Here is a 17,032-nt window from a genome sequence, read left to right on the forward strand (position 1 = left end):
TATGAAGACTGTAGACAAGTGCGTCTGCAACATTATTAAGTGTTCTTAGTTAGACAAACCGGAAGGCCGGTTTGTCTTGATCTGATTAAGGGACAGCAATGCAAAAAAGCGCGATGAAAGCATGGTGGGAATCTTCCTACATGGCTGGTGGTAACGCAGCTTATATAGAAGAAATTTACGAAGCTTATCTCGAAAATCCGCAAGATGTAGCGCCACAGTGGCGTGACATTTTTGATCAACTTCCAAAATTGGAAGGTGTTCAGGTCGAGACCAGGCATAGTGATGTGCGCGAGTTGTTTAAAAAAATGGCTCAACTGGGTCCATTGGGACGCACTGCGTCGCCTGCAGTCGCCAGCACCTCAGATGCTAAACAGGTTAAAGTATTACAGCTGATTAATGCTTTTCGATTTCGCGGGCATGAGCACGCCAATCTCGATCCGTTAGGGTTATGGCAGCAGGAACGTGTTAGGGACCTTGAATTGTCCCATCATGAACTAACCGAGCAGGATTTTGATTCCGTTTTTAGCGTCGGTTCCTATGCCGTTGGCAAAGAAACCATGCCTCTGGGAGAGCTATTCAAGTCTCTTAATCGCACTTATTGCAGTTCCATTGGTGCGGAATACATGCATATCACCAACACTGAGCAAAAACGTTGGTTGCAGCAACGGATTGAATCAGTACAAGCTAAACCGGAATTAAGTCGCGAGACTAAAATCGCCATTTTAAAAGGCCTGATCGCAGCCGATGGAATGGAAAAATATCTGGGATCAAAATTTCCTGGTGCCAAGCGTTTTTCGTTAGAAGGCGGCGATGCACTTATCCCGATGCTAAAAAGCTTGATTAGCCATGCGGGTGTTAATGGCACCAAAGAAGTCGTTATCGGTATGGCACACCGTGGTCGTTTAAATGTACTGGTTAACGTGTTGGGTAAAAACCCCTCTGTCCTGTTTGATGAATTCTCCGGTAAACATGACGAATCACTAAGTTCCGGTGATGTTAAATATCACGCCGGTTATTCGTCTGATTTTGCCACCCCGGGTGGTGATCTGCATTTGGCGCTGGCATTTAACCCTTCGCATCTTGAAATTGTAAATCCTGTGGTGATTGGTTCGGTAAGAGCCCGACTGGATCGTCGTAACTGTCACGATGGCTCGACGGTGTTACCTATCACTATTCACGGTGACTCGGCTATTGCTGGGCAGGGCGTTGTACAAGAAACCTTCAATATGTCACAGACGCGTGGTTTCTCTGTAGGAGGTACCGTTCGCATCGTGATCAATAACCAGGTTGGTTTTACGACCTCCAAGCAGGAAGATACTCGTTCAACCCAATACTGTACCGACATCGCTAAAATGGTTCAGGCACCGATTTTCCATGTTAATGCGGATGATCCGGAAGCAGTTATTTTTGTGACGCAACTGGCGCTGGACTATCGCAACAAGTTTAAACGGGATGTAATGATTGATCTGGTTTGTTATCGCCGTCATGGCCATAACGAAGCCGATACGCCAGATGCCACTCAACCCTTGATGTACAAGAAAATCAAGAAGCACCCGGTACCAAGAGAGTTATACGCGCAGCAGTTAATGGATGAAAAAACTATTAACCAGCACGAAGTCGACAAACTCATTGGTGATTATCGTGCGGCGCTGGATCATGGCGCCTGCGTGGTTGAAGAGTGGCGTCCCATGACTGAGCACTCGGTAGACTGGTCACCCTATATTGGCCAGGAATGGACGGTGCCTTTCGATGCTTCACTCAGTGTTGAAAAAATGCGCGAACTGGGTCATAAAATTTGCAGTTACCCGGATGAGGTTAAACTGCAGGCGAGGGTGGCCAAGTTGTATCAGGATCGCCTCTCGATGATTAACGGTGAAAAACCACTTGACTGGGGCTGTGCTGAAATATTGGCCTATGCCACTATTGTCGATGGTGGTTCCCGGATCCGCTTTACCGGTCAGGATTCGGGCCGGGGGACGTTCTTCCATCGCCACGCGGTAATTCACAACCAGAAAGATGCTTCAACCTATATGCCATTGCAGCATGTAAGTGACAAGCAAGGTCCGATTGAAATTTATGATTCCGTGTTGTCTGAAGAAGCGGTACTAGCCTTTGAATATGGTTACGCCACTGCCGAACCCGGAGCATTGACAATTTGGGAAGCTCAGTTTGGCGATTTTGCCAATGGTGCCCAGGTGGTTATCGATCAGTTCCTGAGTTCCGGCGAACAAAAATGGGGACGTTTGTGTGGTTTAACCTTGCTGCTGCCACACGGTTATGAAGGACAGGGACCAGAACATAGTTCCGCACGCCTTGAGCGCTTCTTGCAACTTTGTGCCGACCACAATATGCAGGTATGTGTGCCTTCTACGCCAGCTCAGGTGTATAACATGATCCGCCGTCAGGTGGTGCGCCCGATGCGCCGTCCGTTGATCGTGATGTCACCCAAATCATTGTTACGCCATTCGCTTGCAGTTTCCAGTCTCGAAGAGTTGGCCGAAGGGGTGTTTTACAACGTTATTGGTGAAGTTGACGAAATTAAACCAACTCAAGTCAAACGCGTGGTGATGTGTTCCGGTAAAGTCTATTACGATTTACTCGAACAACGCCGTAAAGACGAACAAACCGATGTGGCTATTATTCGTATCGAACAACTTTATCCTTTCCCGCATGCCGATATCGAAAAAGTGTTGGCTGATTATCAACATGTTAAAGATTGGGTATGGTGCCAGGAAGAACCTCAGAACCAGGGTGCATGGTATTGCATGCAGCATAATTTCTGGGCTTCGATTCCCGATGGCGCTAAATTGACCTACGCAGGTCGGGAAGCATCAGCATCTCCAGCAGTAGGCTATATTTCTGTGCATAACCAGCAACAAAAAACACTGGTAGAAAATGCATTAACCATTAATCAAGGGACCAAATAATGACGATTGAAATTAAAGTGCCCGTATTACCGGAATCTGTTGCCGATGCGTCAATCGCCACCTGGCATGTTAAACCGGGTGAACAGGTTTCCAGAGATCAAAATCTGGTTGATATCGAAACCGATAAAGTGGTGTTGGAAGTGGTTGCACCGGCTAACGGAACGATTACAGAAATACTTGAAGATGAAGGTAATACCGTACTTGCCGAGCAAGTTGTCGCCCATTTTGAAGCGGGCGAAGGAAGCAGTAAAGCATCTGATGATAGCGATTCTTCCAGCAAAGATAATTCAGCCAGTTCATCAGACGATGATGAACCATCCAATAAAAGTACTAACAGTAGCAAAGGTGAGTCAGTGGAAATAAAGGTACCGGTGCTGCCAGAATCTGTGGCAGACGCAACAATTGCAACCTGGCATGTTCAGCCGGGTGAACAGGTTTCCAGAGATCAAAATCTGGTTGATATCGAAACCGATAAAGTGGTGCTTGAAGTTGTCGCACCTGCTGATGGTTCATTGTCAGAAATTCTGGCTCAGGAAGGCGATACTGTTAACGCTGAACAGGTGATTGGCCATTTCACCAGTGGTGCTGGCGCGGCAAAATCTGACAGCAGCAACGCAAAATCACAAAAATCTGATGACAAGGAACAACAAAGTGATGCATCGGATGAGGGTGACAACGATGCATTGAGTCCGTCTGTACGTCGATTGTTGTCTGAAAAAGGTATTGATGCCTCAGCGGTAAAAGGCACCGGTAAAGGTGGGCGTGTCACCAAGGAAGATGTTGAAAAACATCTTAAAAACGCTGACAGCAAACCCGCAGCCAAATCTTCAGATTCTGCTACCACAGAGCCAGCGACTGGCCTGGCAGATCGTACTGAAAAACGAGTGCCAATGACGCGTTTACGCAAAACTATTGCTAATCGTTTATTAGAAGCTAAAAATTCTACGGCCATGTTAACCACTTTTAACGAAGTGAACATGAAACCGATTATGAACTTGCGTAAGCAATATCAGGAAGCATTCGAAAAACGCCATGATATTCGTCTAGGTTTTATGTCTTTTTACGTTAAAGCTGTGACCGAAGCATTGAAGCGCTTCCCTGAAGTGAATGCCTCGATCGATAGTGACGATATTTGTTACCACAATTATTTTGACATCTCTATTGCGGTATCTACGCCTCGTGGTCTGGTTACACCAGTATTGCGTGATTGTGATCAGTTGTCTTTGGCAGGCGTAGAGAAAGGCATTAAAGCGCTAGCGCTTAAAGGCCGTGACGGAAAGCTGTCGATGGACGATTTACAGGGAGGTAATTTTACTATTACCAATGGCGGTGTGTTTGGCTCGTTGATGTCTACTCCCATCATCAATCCACCACAAAGTGCTATCCTTGGTATGCACAAGATCCAGGATCGTCCTATGGCGGTCGATGGTAAAGTGGAAATTTTACCTATGATGTATCTAGCCTTGTCTTACGATCACCGGATCATTGATGGCAAAGAGTCAGTAGGCTTTTTGGTAACAGTAAAAGAGATGCTCGAAGATCCAACTCGTTTATTGTTGGATGTGTAACAAACAATTTAGTCGTCATAAATCGTCATTTTGATGAATATATGAATAATTGAGCCAATAAAATACTATGTTTTGGCTACCACTTACGCCGGGTAATGACTATAATCCCCGGCGGTTTGAACAAGCTGCCCTGGCAGCTTTTTTGTCGTAATGGAATCAAGATAAGACAACGTCCGGTTGTTCTGATTGATTCACCGAAAAACGGATAATACACCATGAATTTGCATGAATATCAGGGTAAACAGCTTTTTGCTGAATATGGTTTACCCGTATCTCAAGGTTATGCTGCTGACAGTCCTCAAGCAGCAATCGATGCCGCTGAACGTATTGGCGGTGACGAATGGGTCGTAAAATGTCAGGTGCACGCTGGTGGCCGAGGCAAGGCTGGTGGTGTAAAGCTGGTTAAGAACAAAGAAGAAATCAGATCTTTTGCTCAACAATGGTTGGGAAAAAATCTGGTCACTTATCAGACAGATGAAGCCGGTCAGCCGGTAACCAAAATTTTGGTTGAGTCTTGTACTGATATCGATCAGGAATTGTACTTGGGTGCAGTTGTCGATCGCGGTAGCCGCCGTATTGTGTTCATGGCGTCCACTGAAGGCGGTGTTGAAATTGAGAAAGTCGCCGAAGAAACCCCGGAAAAAATTCTCAAAGCCGAAATCGACCCGTTGGTAGGCGCACAGCCTTACCAGGCACGCGAGATTGCATTCAAATTAGGTCTTGAAGGTGTGCAAATTCGCCAGTTCACCCAAATTTTTATGGGTCTGGCAAAAATGTTTGAGGAACTCGATGTTGCCTTGATCGAAGTAAATCCATTGGTGATTAAAACCGACGGCAACCTGCATTGTCTGGATGCCAAACTGGCTATCGACAGTAACGCAATGTATCGCCAGCCTAAGCTTCAAGAAATGCACGATCCTTCACAAGAAGATCAACGTGAAGCGGATGCGGCCAAATGGGAGCTGAACTATGTTGCTCTTGATGGCAATGTAGGTTGCATGGTTAACGGTGCGGGTTTGGCTATGGGAACCATGGATATTGTTAATCTGCATGGCGGTAAGCCAGCCAATTTCCTGGATGTCGGTGGTGGCGCAACCAAAGAACGTGTTGCTGAAGCATTCAAAATCATTTTGTCTGATGACAATGTTAAAGCGGTATTGGTTAATATTTTCGGCGGTATCGTACGTTGTGACATGATCGCTGAAGGGATAATCGGTGCAGTGAAAGAAGTCGGTGTTAATGTTCCAGTTGTGGTTCGCCTCGAAGGTACCAACGCCGAATTAGGCCGTGAAGTTTTAGCTAATTCTGGCCTGGATATTATTGCTGCTGAATCGTTAACGGATGCAGCGCAGAAAGTTGTTGCTGCAGCGGAGGGCAAATAATGTCGGTTTTAATTAATAAAGACACCAAAGTAATCTGTCAGGGTTTCACTGGCGGGCAGGGTACCTTCCACTCTGAACAAGCTATAGCTTACGGTACACAAATGGTCGGTGGCGTGACGCCGGGTAAAGGCGGTACTGAGCATTTGGGCTTGCCGGTATTCAACACTGTACGTGAAGCGGTTGAAGCAACCGGTGCCACGGCAACTGTTATTTATGTACCTGCACCATTTTGTAAAGACTCCATCGTTGAAGCTGCCGATGCAGGTATTGAGCTGATCGTTTGTATTACCGAGGGAATACCCACTATCGATATGCTTTACGCTAAAGAATATGTCGATAGCAAAGGCGTTCGCATGATCGGTCCTAACTGCCCTGGTGTGATTACACCGGGAGAGTGCAAAATTGGTATTATGCCTGGCCACATCCATAAGCCGGGTCGAGTGGGGATCGTATCCCGTTCAGGTACCTTGACTTATGAAGCGGTTAAACAAACCACTGATGAAGGTTTTGGCCAGTCTACCTGTGTGGGTATTGGTGGTGATCCTATTCCAGGTTCTAACTTTATCGATATTCTGCAAATGTTCCAGGACGATCCGAAAACCGAAGCCATCGTAATGATCGGCGAAATCGGTGGAACAGCGGAAGAAGAAGCCGCTGCCTTTATCAAAGATAACGTAACCAAACCCGTTGTATCTTATATAGCAGGTGTAACAGCCCCGGCTGGTAAGCGTATGGGACATGCTGGTGCAATTATCGCAGGCGGTAAAGGTACTGCTGACGATAAATTTAAGGCATTGGAAGCAGCCGGTGTCAAAACCGTACGCTCTTTAGCCGAAATCGGTAAGGCATTACGCGAAATTACCGGATGGTAATTGTTTTGCTTCCCAAATTGATGATGTAAATTGTCAATAAATGGAAAAGTAAACTAAAAGCCCGCTTGATTGCGGGCTTTTTAATGCAGGTTATTCAATTTAACTGGTATCATTGCGGCAATATCAGTGTGTATTTAAAGGGGTTGTATTTATGGCCGAGACTGACAATCGTCCGACCAATTTTATTCGTCAAATTATTGATAAAGACTTAGCCAATGGTGTGCATGCTCGCATTCATACCCGTTTTCCGCCTGAGCCTAACGGTTACTTGCATATTGGCCACGCAAAATCTATCTGCCTGAATTTCGGTTTGGCCCAGGATTACCAGGGACAATGTAATTTGCGTTTTGACGATACTAACCCGGAAAAAGAAGACATAGATTACGTCAACTCAATCAAGCACGATGTAGAATGGTTAGGCTTTCACTGGGACGGGGATATTTGTTATTCCTCCAACTACTTTCCCCAATTGCACCAGTTTGCGGTTGAACTGATCAGCAAAGGGCTAGCCTATGTGGATTTTTCCAACCATGAAACTGTGCGCGAATTGCGCGGCACCTTAAAACAGCCTGGCCAAAATAGTCCTTATCGAGATACGTCTGTTGAGGAAAATCTGCTCCATTTCGAAAAAATGAAAAACGGTGAGTATGCTGAGGGCCAATGCAGCCTGAGAGCCAAAATAGATATGGCATCGCCTTTTATGTGTATGCGTGATCCGGTGCTTTATCGGGTCAAATTCGCTCACCACCATCAAACAGGTGATCAATGGTGTATTTACCCGATGTACGATTTCACCCATTGCATTTCGGATGCGTTGGAAGGCATTACTCATTCGTTGTGTACTCTGGAATTCCAGGACAACCGACGTCTGTATGACTGGGTGCTGGAAAATATCAGTATTGATTGTGTACCACGCCAGTATGAATTTTCCCGTTTAAATCTGGAATATACCGTATTGAGTAAACGCAAGTTGATTCAACTGGTGAGTGACAAGCATGTTGAAGGTTGGGACGATCCGCGCATGCCAACCGTTGCCGGTTTACGCCGACGCGGTTATACATCAGCCTCAATCCGTGAATTCTGTAAGCGCATTGGCGTGACCAAAATGGACAATATGGTTGAAATGGGCATGCTCGAAGCCTGTATCCGAGACGACCTGAACGAAAATGCACCGCGCGCTATGGCGGTACTGGATCCGGTTAAGGTTGTCATCGAGAACTATCCGCAAGATAAGCATGAAATGTTAAACGCACCCAATCATCCTAACGATGAAAGTCAGGGGACCCGGCAAGTCCCTTTTGGCCGCGAATTATTCATCGAGCGAGAGGACTTCCGTGAAGAAGCGAATAAGAAATTCAAACGCCTGGTACTGGATAAGGAAGTGCGTTTACGTAATGCCTATTTTATTAAGGCCAACCGAGTTGATAAGGACGAAAATGGTGAGATAACCACCATTTATTGTACCTACGATCCAGACACTCTGGGTAAAGATCCGGCCGATGGCCGCAAAGCCAAAGGAGTCATCCATTGGGTCAGTGCCGAACAGGGGGTGCCGGCCGAAATCCGTCTTTATGATCGTCTGTTTAATGTGCCGAATCCGGCTGCCGAGGACGATTTTGTCGCTGCGATCAATTCAGATTCCTTGCAAATAAAGCAAGGGATAGTAGAGCCCGCATTAGTTAGTCTTGCGCAGGACAAAGCGGTGCAATTTGAACGCACCGGTTATTTTTGCAAAGATAAACATAGCTCGGACACTAAACTTGTCTTTAATCGCACTGTGGGTCTGCGTGATACCTGGTCCAACTCTAATCAGAACTGATACAAAAAAGCCGGCTAATTAGCCGGCTTTGTTTTTTAAGCTCGATTATTCAAACTCGTCTTCATCGCAGTTATCTTTACATACGCCGTACAAATATAAACTGTGGTGGGTCAGGGTGATGTTGTTCTCTGCCGCGACTTCATCCTGGCGTCTTTCAATAATCGGATCTTCAAATTCAATCACTTTGCCACATTTGAGACAAACCAGATGATCATGATGTTTCTTGTGGCCAATTTCAAACACCGATTTACCACCTTCAAAATGATGGCGATTTAAAATTCCGGCATCATCAAACTGGTTTAATACCCGATAAACGGTAGCCAAACCAATTTCATCCCCGTGCTCCAGCAGAATTTTATATACATCTTCTGCGCTGATATGTTGATTGTCAGGGTTTTTCAGAATTTCAAGTATCTTGAGTCTTGGCAGGGTAACTTTAAGGCCTGCTTTTTTAAGTTCTTGATTTTGATCCATTACATACACTTTTCTTTCTTTTAATGCTGTCCATTATAAGCAAGTTAGAACACAACTTCATAGTAACATTTGCATATTAACGGGATAACGGTAGTATTTTTATACAGCAAGTTTGCTGGTTATCACGAAATGAGTTCTTTTCCGATCAGAACTAATGATAATCGCCTATCAAGACGATAATAATTAAAATAACAGGCTGTTAACAATATGATGGCAGCCAAAACGATGCAAGGCGGGTAAACAGGAATGCGGATTACGGTTGTCGGTAAGATAGTTTCTGGGTTTGTTGTTTTTGGCGTATTGCTCCTTGTTACAAATATTTCATCCTACTTTGGACTTTCCAATATTCGTCAGTCTGCCGAGCTGGTGGTTGAGCAAAAAATGCCGGTCCAGTCGCAAATGATGTTGTTGCAAGCCCAAGTTTTGTCCATGTCGAAAGTCTCTTTGCGCGGCTATTATGCCAATAATATCGAATCCCTTAGCGACAGCCGTAACAACTTCAACCAGCTTGCTAGCCAGTTGGAGGACAAATGGAAAGTTTTATCCGCGTTGCTACACGAACAAGAACTCGAAATGTTTGAGTCTGGTAAAAATGCGGCCAGTGAGTATGTAAATTTCACTCGCAGCATGTACAGCAAACGCGAGGAAGTATTCAGACTAAACAGCCAGATCGATAGCCAATTTTCGGAGTTTAGGTTTGCGGCTGAAGATGCCGGAGCTAATTTACTGGATATGTCCTATCTGGATGGCGCAGAGAGCGACACAGCACTGGCAGAGGTGGTTGGCGTTGGAACCAAGCTGGATTATATCCTGGTTGCGCTGGTCAACGCGACAAAAGAATATATCAACGCGAGCGAACAACAACAAATCGAATCCATCGAAAGCACTATCAATTTCACCCTCGGCGATTTGTCAACTAATACCGAATTTGTTAACCGTATTGCCACAGGCGTCGATACCGATGGTTTGCTGGAGGCCTTTAATCAACAAAAAACCAAAGCATTGACGTTATTACAGGGAGAGGAGGGAGTGATAGCCCTGCAACAGCACAAACTGGCCATTAGCCATCAGGCGCACGATAGCGCCGAAAAAGGTGAAGAGCTTCTGTCTGAAGCAGAGCAGTATTTTTCTGAACTCTTCAGTTTAATAAATAACAGTACTTTGAACGGACAAAAACAGATTCTGGATGTAGTACAAAGTAACATTTGGCGCAGTGCTGTGATCACTCTGATAGCTTTAACACTGGTTATTATTATCGGAGTGGCGGCGTCGCGCAGTATTTATCGTCCTTTGGGCAAAATAAGCCAAAGTCTGCACACTATCAGTCAAGGAGATTTGACCCACCAGGCCGATACGAGTGGTAATGATGAATTCGCGTTGTTGGCCAAAAATGTTAATCACCTGGCGCGCAATATTCATGATGTCGTAGTTGAAATTGCCAACCAGGCTGATCAACTTGAACAAGCCATTGCAACCAGCGTTGAACTTGGCAAGCAAACTCTGGGAAAAGTAGAACAACAACAGCTTCAGATTAATGAAACCTCGGAAACTACCCACAACATCCGTAGCAGCTCGAATAGCACCCTGGAACAAATTAATTTGGGTATGCAGCGTATTGAACTGGCCAATGAACAGGCGGCCAAGGTGGATCAACTGGTCACACAAAACCGGCAGCAAACCAGTAAACAGGCCGAGCAAGCCGAACAGTCAGCACAAATCATTCATCAACTGCATAAAAATAGCGAAGGGATTAATTCAATCCTGGAAGTGATTAAGACCATAGCCGAACAGACCAATTTACTCGCCTTGAATGCAGCTATTGAAGCTGCCAGGGCGGGTGAGCAAGGTCGCGGGTTCGCAGTGGTGGCAGATGAAGTCAGAACTTTGGCAACGCGTACACAACAGTCGACAGCTGAAATTGAAAAGATGATCAGTAGCTTGCAAATTGACGCAAGCAACGCCGTTGACGCCATTGAAGACGGCAAACGTCAGGCTGATCATACCGTTGAAGTGACACAAACAGTGGATGCAGCTGTGCAGCAGATTCTGGCAGCAATCAATGACGCCCAGCAAATTAACCAGACTGTGGTAGCTGATACCACTCAGCAAGATAAGTTGCTAGGGGATATCACCATCAATCTCGAACGCGTGGTGCAATTGGCCCAACAAAGCGCCGAAATCACCGAACAGTCCAGTTCTGCGACAAATAATTTAGGCAATCTGGTCGAGCGTTTGCGCCGTGCGATAAACAAGTTCAGTGTTTAGCGACACTCTGTCTGCCTTTTGTTAAAGTGAGATGACACTCACTTTGTCGACTTATATCAATGCCCAAATCGGGCCGCTTGGAATTTAAAATATGCAGGAATATAGATGATTACTCTCCATCACCTTAATAACTCCCGTTCCCAGAGAATTTTATGGATGCTTGAAGAACTGGGGCTTGAATATGAAATCAAACTTTACCAACGTAACGCTAAAACCAGTCTGGCACCGGATGAACTAAAACATATCCATCCTTTAGGACGCGCGCCTATCATAACCGACAGTGATATTGTTGTAGCAGAATCTGGGGCGATTATTGAATATCTGGCTCATACCTATGCCCCTCAATATATTCCTCCTATTGGCACGCCACAACACCGTCAATATTGCTATTGGTTGCATTTTGCTGAAGGCTCACTGATGACACCGATGTTGGTTAAAATGGTATTAGGCAAGGTAAAAGCACAGGCTAAACCTTTTTTTGTGAAGATGGTCGCTAAAAAAATCGTTGATAAGGTGATGGCTGCTTATTTCGGCCCTAATCTGGCGACCAGTATCGATTTTGTAGAGCAACATCTCGCCACCAATCAGTGGTTTGCCGGTGACGATATTAGTGGTGCCGATTTTCAGATGAGCTTTCAGCTAGAGGCGTTGTGCACCAGAGGACTAGTGGAGCATTGCCCGAATATTAAAGCCTACGTGAAACGGATCCATGCGCGCCCAGCTTATCAACAAGGATTAAAAAGAGGCGGGCAATACGATTACGCATAAGATCTGACTGGCCGGATTACGACCAGTCACTTGATCACTAGAAGCGCATCTCGGGAATATCACCTTCCGCCACCAGTTTACCTGTAGTTTTCTGACGAATTTCGTCCACACTGACTCCGGGTGCCCGTTCGGTAAGATGAAATGCCCCATCGCGTACTTCAAGCACCGCCAAATCGGTGATAATTCGAGTGATACAATTAACGCCGGTCAACGGAAGGGTGCAGGCTTCCAGCAGTTTTGAATTACCGTGTTTGTCGGCATGCATCATAGTGACAATAATATTTTTGGCTCCGGCGACCAAATCCATTGCGCCGCCCATCCCTTTTATTAACTTGCCCGGGATCATCCAGGAGGCAATATTGCCATTCACATCCACCTCGAATGCACCCAGCACGGTAAAGTCCACATGGCCACCGCGGATCATGGCGAAGCTGTCGGCAGAATTAAAAATAGAAGCCCCGATGGCGGCGGTTACGGTTTCTTTGCCTGCGTTGATCATATCGGCATCTACCTGATCTTCGCTGGGATAACGACCCATACCCAGCAAACCATTTTCTGATTGCAACATAACCGAAATATTATCCGGTACATAATTGGCCGCCAGAGTAGGGATACCAATTCCCAAATTGACATAATCACCATCTTTAAATTCACTTGCCACACGCATGGCAATTTGTTCTCTGCTAAGTGCCATGATCAGCTCCTTGTTACCTTGCGTTCAATGCGTTTTTCAAACTCGCCTTTGATAATACGGTCGACGTAGATCCCCGGGGTATGGATCTGACTGGGTTCCAGCTCGCCTGGCTCGACTATTTCTTCTACTTCTACTACAGTGATTTTGCCAGCTGTAGCCGCCATCGGGTTGAAATTCTGTGCGGTATGGCGATAGATACAATTACCGTAACGGTCCGCTTTCCAGGCTTTTACAATGGCAAAGTCGCCAGTGACACTTTGCTCCATAATATAAGGGCGTCCATTAAACTCACGCACTTCCTTGCCTTCACCTACCGGCGTGCCATAACCCGTCGCCGTGTAAAAAGCGGGAATACCGGCACCACCCGCACGCATTTTTTCGGCCAGGGTGCCCTGTGGTGTCAGTTCAACTTCGAGTTCGCCATTAAGCAGTTGTTGCTCAAACAGGGCATTTTCTCCTACATAGGAGGAAATCATCTTTTTGATTTGTTTATCTTCGAGTAATAACCCCAAACCAAAGCCGTCGACGCCACAGTTGTTTGAGACCACCGTCAAGCCTTTTACCCCCATGGTTTTTATCTGGCTAATCAGTCCTTCGGGGATGCCGCATAAGCCGAATCCACCGGCAATTATCGTCATATCATTAGTTAATCCGGCCATCGCCTGCGCGTAACTGCTGACAACTTTATCAAATCCTGCCATTGCTTATTCCTCAGAAAAGTTTCAAACAGTATTAAAGAGTTATTAACATTTGTAAAATTAATATAATTTAGCTAATAATAAAAAATATTTATTAATTGGTTATTTCAATAAACGTCATAAAATGAATATCAGTCATCGTCAGTTATGTATTTTTGTCGAGCTTGCCAATAGCCGCTCTTTTGCTGATGCAGCTGTCAATCTGCATTTATCGCAACCAGCCTTGTCTATTGCGATTAAAAAGTTTGAACAGGCGATAGGCGGCATGCTGCTGGCCCGCTCAACCCGTATGGTTGAGCTTACCCCTGAGGGGCGGGCCTTTTTGCCAGTCGCAAAACGGCTATTATATGACTGGGAAATAGCCTTTGATGACCTGCATAAGTTGTTTTCGATGCAACGGGGCAAGTTAACCATTGCCAGTATGCCGTCCTTTGCCAATAGCCTGTTACCGGATATTTTAAACCAGTTTCACCAGAGCCACGCCAATATTAATATTGCGGTGATGGACGTGGTTATGGAAAGAGTGATTGAAGCAGTGCGCGAGGACAGGGCTGAACTGGGTATTATCTTTGAAGCCGAGCAAATGGATGGTGTCGATTTTATTCCATTGTTTAACGACTGCTTTGTCGTCTTGATGAATTCCAGCCATCCACTTTCTGACCGCTCGTCGTTAAGCTGGCAAGATTTGCACAGGCAAAACTTTATCGCCATGAACCGTGGTTCCAGCATTCGTCACTGGTGTGATAATGCCTTGCTGCAAGCCGGAACCAGTATCAATATTGTCGCAGAGGCAAGTCAGCTATCTACTGTCGGACAACTGGTGCGAAGTAGTCTGGGATTGTCTGTAGTACCGGCTTTGTGCCGACAGCAAATGGAAACCGCTCAATTGCGGTGTGTAGCGCTTGAAGGAAAGGACAATGCCAAACGGGTGGGCATGATTCGTCGTAGTCGCGGCACATTGTCTGTTCCTGCTCAATACTTGTCAGATCTGTTGCAGCAATATCAATGGGATACTAGGGCGTGTTGATCTTTGGTGTATGAATTTTGTTTAAATTCAAAGCCTTTTGATCGCGACGCCAGGTTGCAGGACTAGTGGGTTTAAGTCGAAATCCGGCAACAAAGAGCAAAAGGCTTTGGGTTGAACCCTCCGGGCAGTGTTTGTCGCGCATTTCTACGGCGTTATCGCTCATTCATGTAGAATAACTACACCACACTCGCTCTGCCTTGTATAAATCCGCGACAAACTGCTGCAAAAACACACGCCAAAGATCAATACGCCCTAATTGAACAAATTTTAAGCATAGTTTTCTGGCGCGGATCAGGTATAATCCGCGCCCATTTTTGAGTAATACGATAATTCTATGCAAGCAGCGACCATTAAAGCCAAGCAGCCACTTTTTTCGCACCATAAATATTGGGCGGAATGTTACGGGACTGCGCCATTTTTGCCCATGAGTCGGGAGGAAATGGATGATTTGGGCTGGGACAGTTGCGACATCATTTTGGTCACTGGCGATGCTTATGTGGATCATCCCAGTTTTGGCATGGCGGTAATAGGCCGCACCCTCGAAGCACAAGGTTTTCGGGTCGGCATTATTGCCCAGCCCGACTGGCATAGTAAAGATGCCTTTATGCAACTGGGACAACCGAACCTGTATTTCGGCGTCACCGCCGGCAATATGGACTCGATGATCAACCGTTATACTGCAGATAAGAAATTACGTCATGACGATGCCTATACGCCAGGCAATATTGGCGGGAAACGGCCTGATCGCGCCGTTACGGTTTATTCCCAGCGCTGTCGTGAAGCCTATAAAGGCGTGCCGATTATTATTGGTGGCATCGAAGCCAGCTTGCGTCGTATTGCTCACTACGATTACTGGTCAGAAAAAGTTCGTCGTTCGGTCTTATTTGATTCCAAAGCTGATTTGTTGATGTTTGGTAACGCCGAGCGGCCATTGCTGGAAGTGACCCATCGATTAGCCAACGGGGAACCTATCGACAGTATTGTGGATGTGCGCGGAACGGCCGTAATTGTTAAACAGGCGCTGCCGGAATGGCAGGGTGTGGATTCGACTCATTTAGATAAACCCGGCAAAATCGAGCCTATCAGCAGTCCTTATCAAGTAGAAGCCGCTTGCGAAACCGGCGATAAAGCCGCTCAAAGCGTTGAATCCGAAGTGAATATGGCAAAGCCTGTGGTGATCCAGCCGGATAACCGTCGGCGCCCCTGGGAGCAGGTGTATGTTAAATTGCCTGCGTTCGAAACGGTCAAAGATAATAAGATCCTATACGCACATACTTCGCGAATCTTGCATCAGGAAACCAATCCAGGTTGCGCCAGAGCGTTGATGCAACGCCACGGAGATCGACATATCTGGATCAATCCACCGACATTTCCGTTGGAAACCGAGGAAATGGATAAGGTATTTGACTTGCCTTATCAACGGGTTCCGCATCCCAGCTATGGCAATGCCAAAATCCCCGCTTACGAGATGATCCGCTTTTCGGTCAATATCATGCGCGGCTGTTATGGCGGCTGTACCTTTTGTTCCATTACCGAACATGAAGGACGAATTATCCAAAGCCGCTCGGAAGATTCGATTATTCGCGAGATCGAAGATATTCGTGACAAAGTTCCCGGTTTTACCGGTGTAATCTCCGATTTGGGCGGTCCTACCGCCAACATGTACCGCCTGCGCTGTAAAAGTCCCAAAGCAGAAGCGACCTGTAAACGTCCTTCTTGTGTTTATCCGACTATCTGCGCCCATATGGATACCGATCATACGCCGACAATCGATTTATATCGCCGGGCGCGTGATCTGAAAGGTATTAAGAAAATCCTGATTGCATCAGGAGTTCGTTATGATCTGGCGGTCGAAGATCCCCGTTATGTTAAGGAACTGGCCACTCACCATGTTGGCGGTTATTTGAAAATTGCGCCTGAACATACTGAAGAGGGGCCCTTGAGTAAAATGATGAAGCCCGGCATGGGCAGTTATTACAAGTTCAAGGAATTGTTTGACAAGTTCTCCAAAGAAGCCGGTAAAGAGCAGTATCTGATCCCGTATTTTATTGCTTCCCATCCGGGGACAACGGATGACGATATGCTGAATTTGGCACTATGGCTGAAAGAAAATAAATTCAAACTGGATCAGGTACAGAATTTCTACCCCTCACCGATGGCCAGCGCCACTACCATGTATCATGCCGGCGTCGATTCTCTGCGTAAAGTGAAAAAAGACAGCGATGAAGTCCCTTCGGCCAAAGGCGAGATCCACCGTCGTCTGCACAAGGCGTTGCTGCGTTACCATGACCCCAAAAACTGGCCGCAAATACGTCAGGCACTGGTCAAAATGGGTAGAGAAGACCTGATTGGGCGCGGTCCCCAGCATTTAGTCCCGCCACAAAGTGCGCAGGAAAAACTGCAAAAACCCGGCAAGGCAGGCAAAGGACAACGGGCATTAACCAAGCATACAGGTTTACCACCACAACCCAAATGGAACAAAAGGTCCAAACCTTCTAGCAGATAATAAAAAAGGAACCATCGGCTCCTTTTTCAATC

Annotated in this window: 12 protein-coding genes; 9 read left to right on the top strand and 3 right to left on the bottom strand. The window is 46.2% G+C overall.

All coding sequences use genetic code 11. The features are described from left to right. The first annotated feature begins 98 nt into the window (after positions 1-98). The 5 genes from V1467_RS09160 to glnS all read left to right on the top strand — a co-directional run bounded on the left by V1467_RS09160 (position 99) and on the right by glnS (position 8,568). Positions 99-2,927 (top strand): 2-oxoglutarate dehydrogenase E1 component, encoded by a 2,829-nt coding sequence (locus tag V1467_RS09160; protein ID WP_416308486.1) that lies wholly within the window; start codon positions 99-101, stop codon positions 2,925-2,927. Further along, complete coding sequence (odhB, locus tag V1467_RS09165; protein ID WP_416308487.1) at positions 2,927-4,495, top strand: 2-oxoglutarate dehydrogenase complex dihydrolipoyllysine-residue succinyltransferase; 1,569 nt, start codon at positions 2,927-2,929, stop codon at positions 4,493-4,495. Before V1467_RS09160 ends, odhB begins: the two co-directional genes overlap by 1 nt. 215 nt (positions 4,496-4,710) lie before the next feature. After that, positions 4,711-5,877 carry an ADP-forming succinate--CoA ligase subunit beta gene (gene sucC / locus V1467_RS09170; RefSeq protein ID WP_416308488.1) on the top strand — a complete coding sequence of 389 codons (1,167 nt, stop codon included), beginning with the start codon at positions 4,711-4,713 and terminating at the stop codon, positions 5,875-5,877. Continuing rightward, positions 5,877-6,749, top strand: coding sequence for a succinate--CoA ligase subunit alpha (sucD, locus tag V1467_RS09175; RefSeq protein ID WP_416308489.1), 873 nt, complete (start codon positions 5,877-5,879; stop codon positions 6,747-6,749). The genes sucC and sucD overlap by 1 nt, the downstream gene beginning before the upstream one ends. Before the next feature lie 151 nt (positions 6,750-6,900). Next, positions 6,901-8,568, top strand: coding sequence for a glutamine--tRNA ligase (glnS, locus tag V1467_RS09180; protein ID WP_416308490.1), 1,668 nt, complete (start codon positions 6,901-6,903; stop codon positions 8,566-8,568). Between the two features lie 45 nt (positions 8,569-8,613). On the opposite strand, the gene fur is transcribed toward glnS, so the two are convergent. Continuing rightward, on the bottom strand, positions 8,614-9,042 hold the full coding sequence (fur, locus tag V1467_RS09185) for a ferric iron uptake transcriptional regulator (RefSeq protein ID WP_416308491.1): 429 nt from the start codon (positions 9,040-9,042) through the stop codon (positions 8,614-8,616). 246 nt (positions 9,043-9,288) lie between these two features. Between fur and V1467_RS09190 the strand changes: the two genes are divergently transcribed. Next, positions 9,289-11,307, top strand: a complete 2,019-nt coding sequence (locus V1467_RS09190) for a methyl-accepting chemotaxis protein (protein WP_416308492.1) — start codon at positions 9,289-9,291, stop codon at positions 11,305-11,307. Positions 11,308-11,412: 105 nt separating this feature from the next. Continuing rightward, positions 11,413-12,075 carry a glutathione S-transferase family protein gene (locus V1467_RS09195; RefSeq protein WP_416308493.1) on the top strand — a complete coding sequence of 221 codons (663 nt, stop codon included), beginning with the start codon at positions 11,413-11,415 and terminating at the stop codon, positions 12,073-12,075. A 37-nt stretch (positions 12,076-12,112) separates the two neighbouring features. Here the strand turns inward: V1467_RS09195 and V1467_RS09200 are convergent, their stop codons facing one another. Both V1467_RS09200 and V1467_RS09205 read right to left on the bottom strand, forming a co-directional pair. Further along, complete coding sequence (locus V1467_RS09200) at positions 12,113-12,769, bottom strand: 3-oxoacid CoA-transferase subunit B (protein ID WP_416308494.1); 657 nt, start codon at positions 12,767-12,769, stop codon at positions 12,113-12,115. A 2-nt stretch (positions 12,770-12,771) separates the two neighbouring features. After that, a complete protein-coding gene (locus V1467_RS09205) occupies positions 12,772-13,470 on the bottom strand; it encodes a CoA transferase subunit A (RefSeq protein ID WP_416308495.1) in 699 nt (232 codons plus the stop codon). A 121-nt stretch (positions 13,471-13,591) separates the two neighbouring features. On the opposite strand from V1467_RS09205, the gene V1467_RS09210 reads away from it, so the two are divergent. Beyond that, positions 13,592-14,494, top strand: a complete 903-nt coding sequence (locus tag V1467_RS09210) for a LysR substrate-binding domain-containing protein (protein WP_416308496.1) — start codon at positions 13,592-13,594, stop codon at positions 14,492-14,494. Positions 14,495-14,828: 334 nt separating this feature from the next. Next, entirely contained in the window at positions 14,829-17,000 is a 2,172-nt protein-coding gene (locus V1467_RS09215) for a YgiQ family radical SAM protein (RefSeq protein WP_416308497.1), read from the top strand. The last annotated feature ends 32 nt before the right edge of the window (positions 17,001-17,032 follow it).

The sequence above is a fragment of the Neptunicella plasticusilytica genome (genome assembly GCF_047922965.1).
Taxonomy (GTDB): Bacteria; Pseudomonadota; Gammaproteobacteria; order Enterobacterales; family Alteromonadaceae; genus Neptunicella; species Neptunicella plasticusilytica.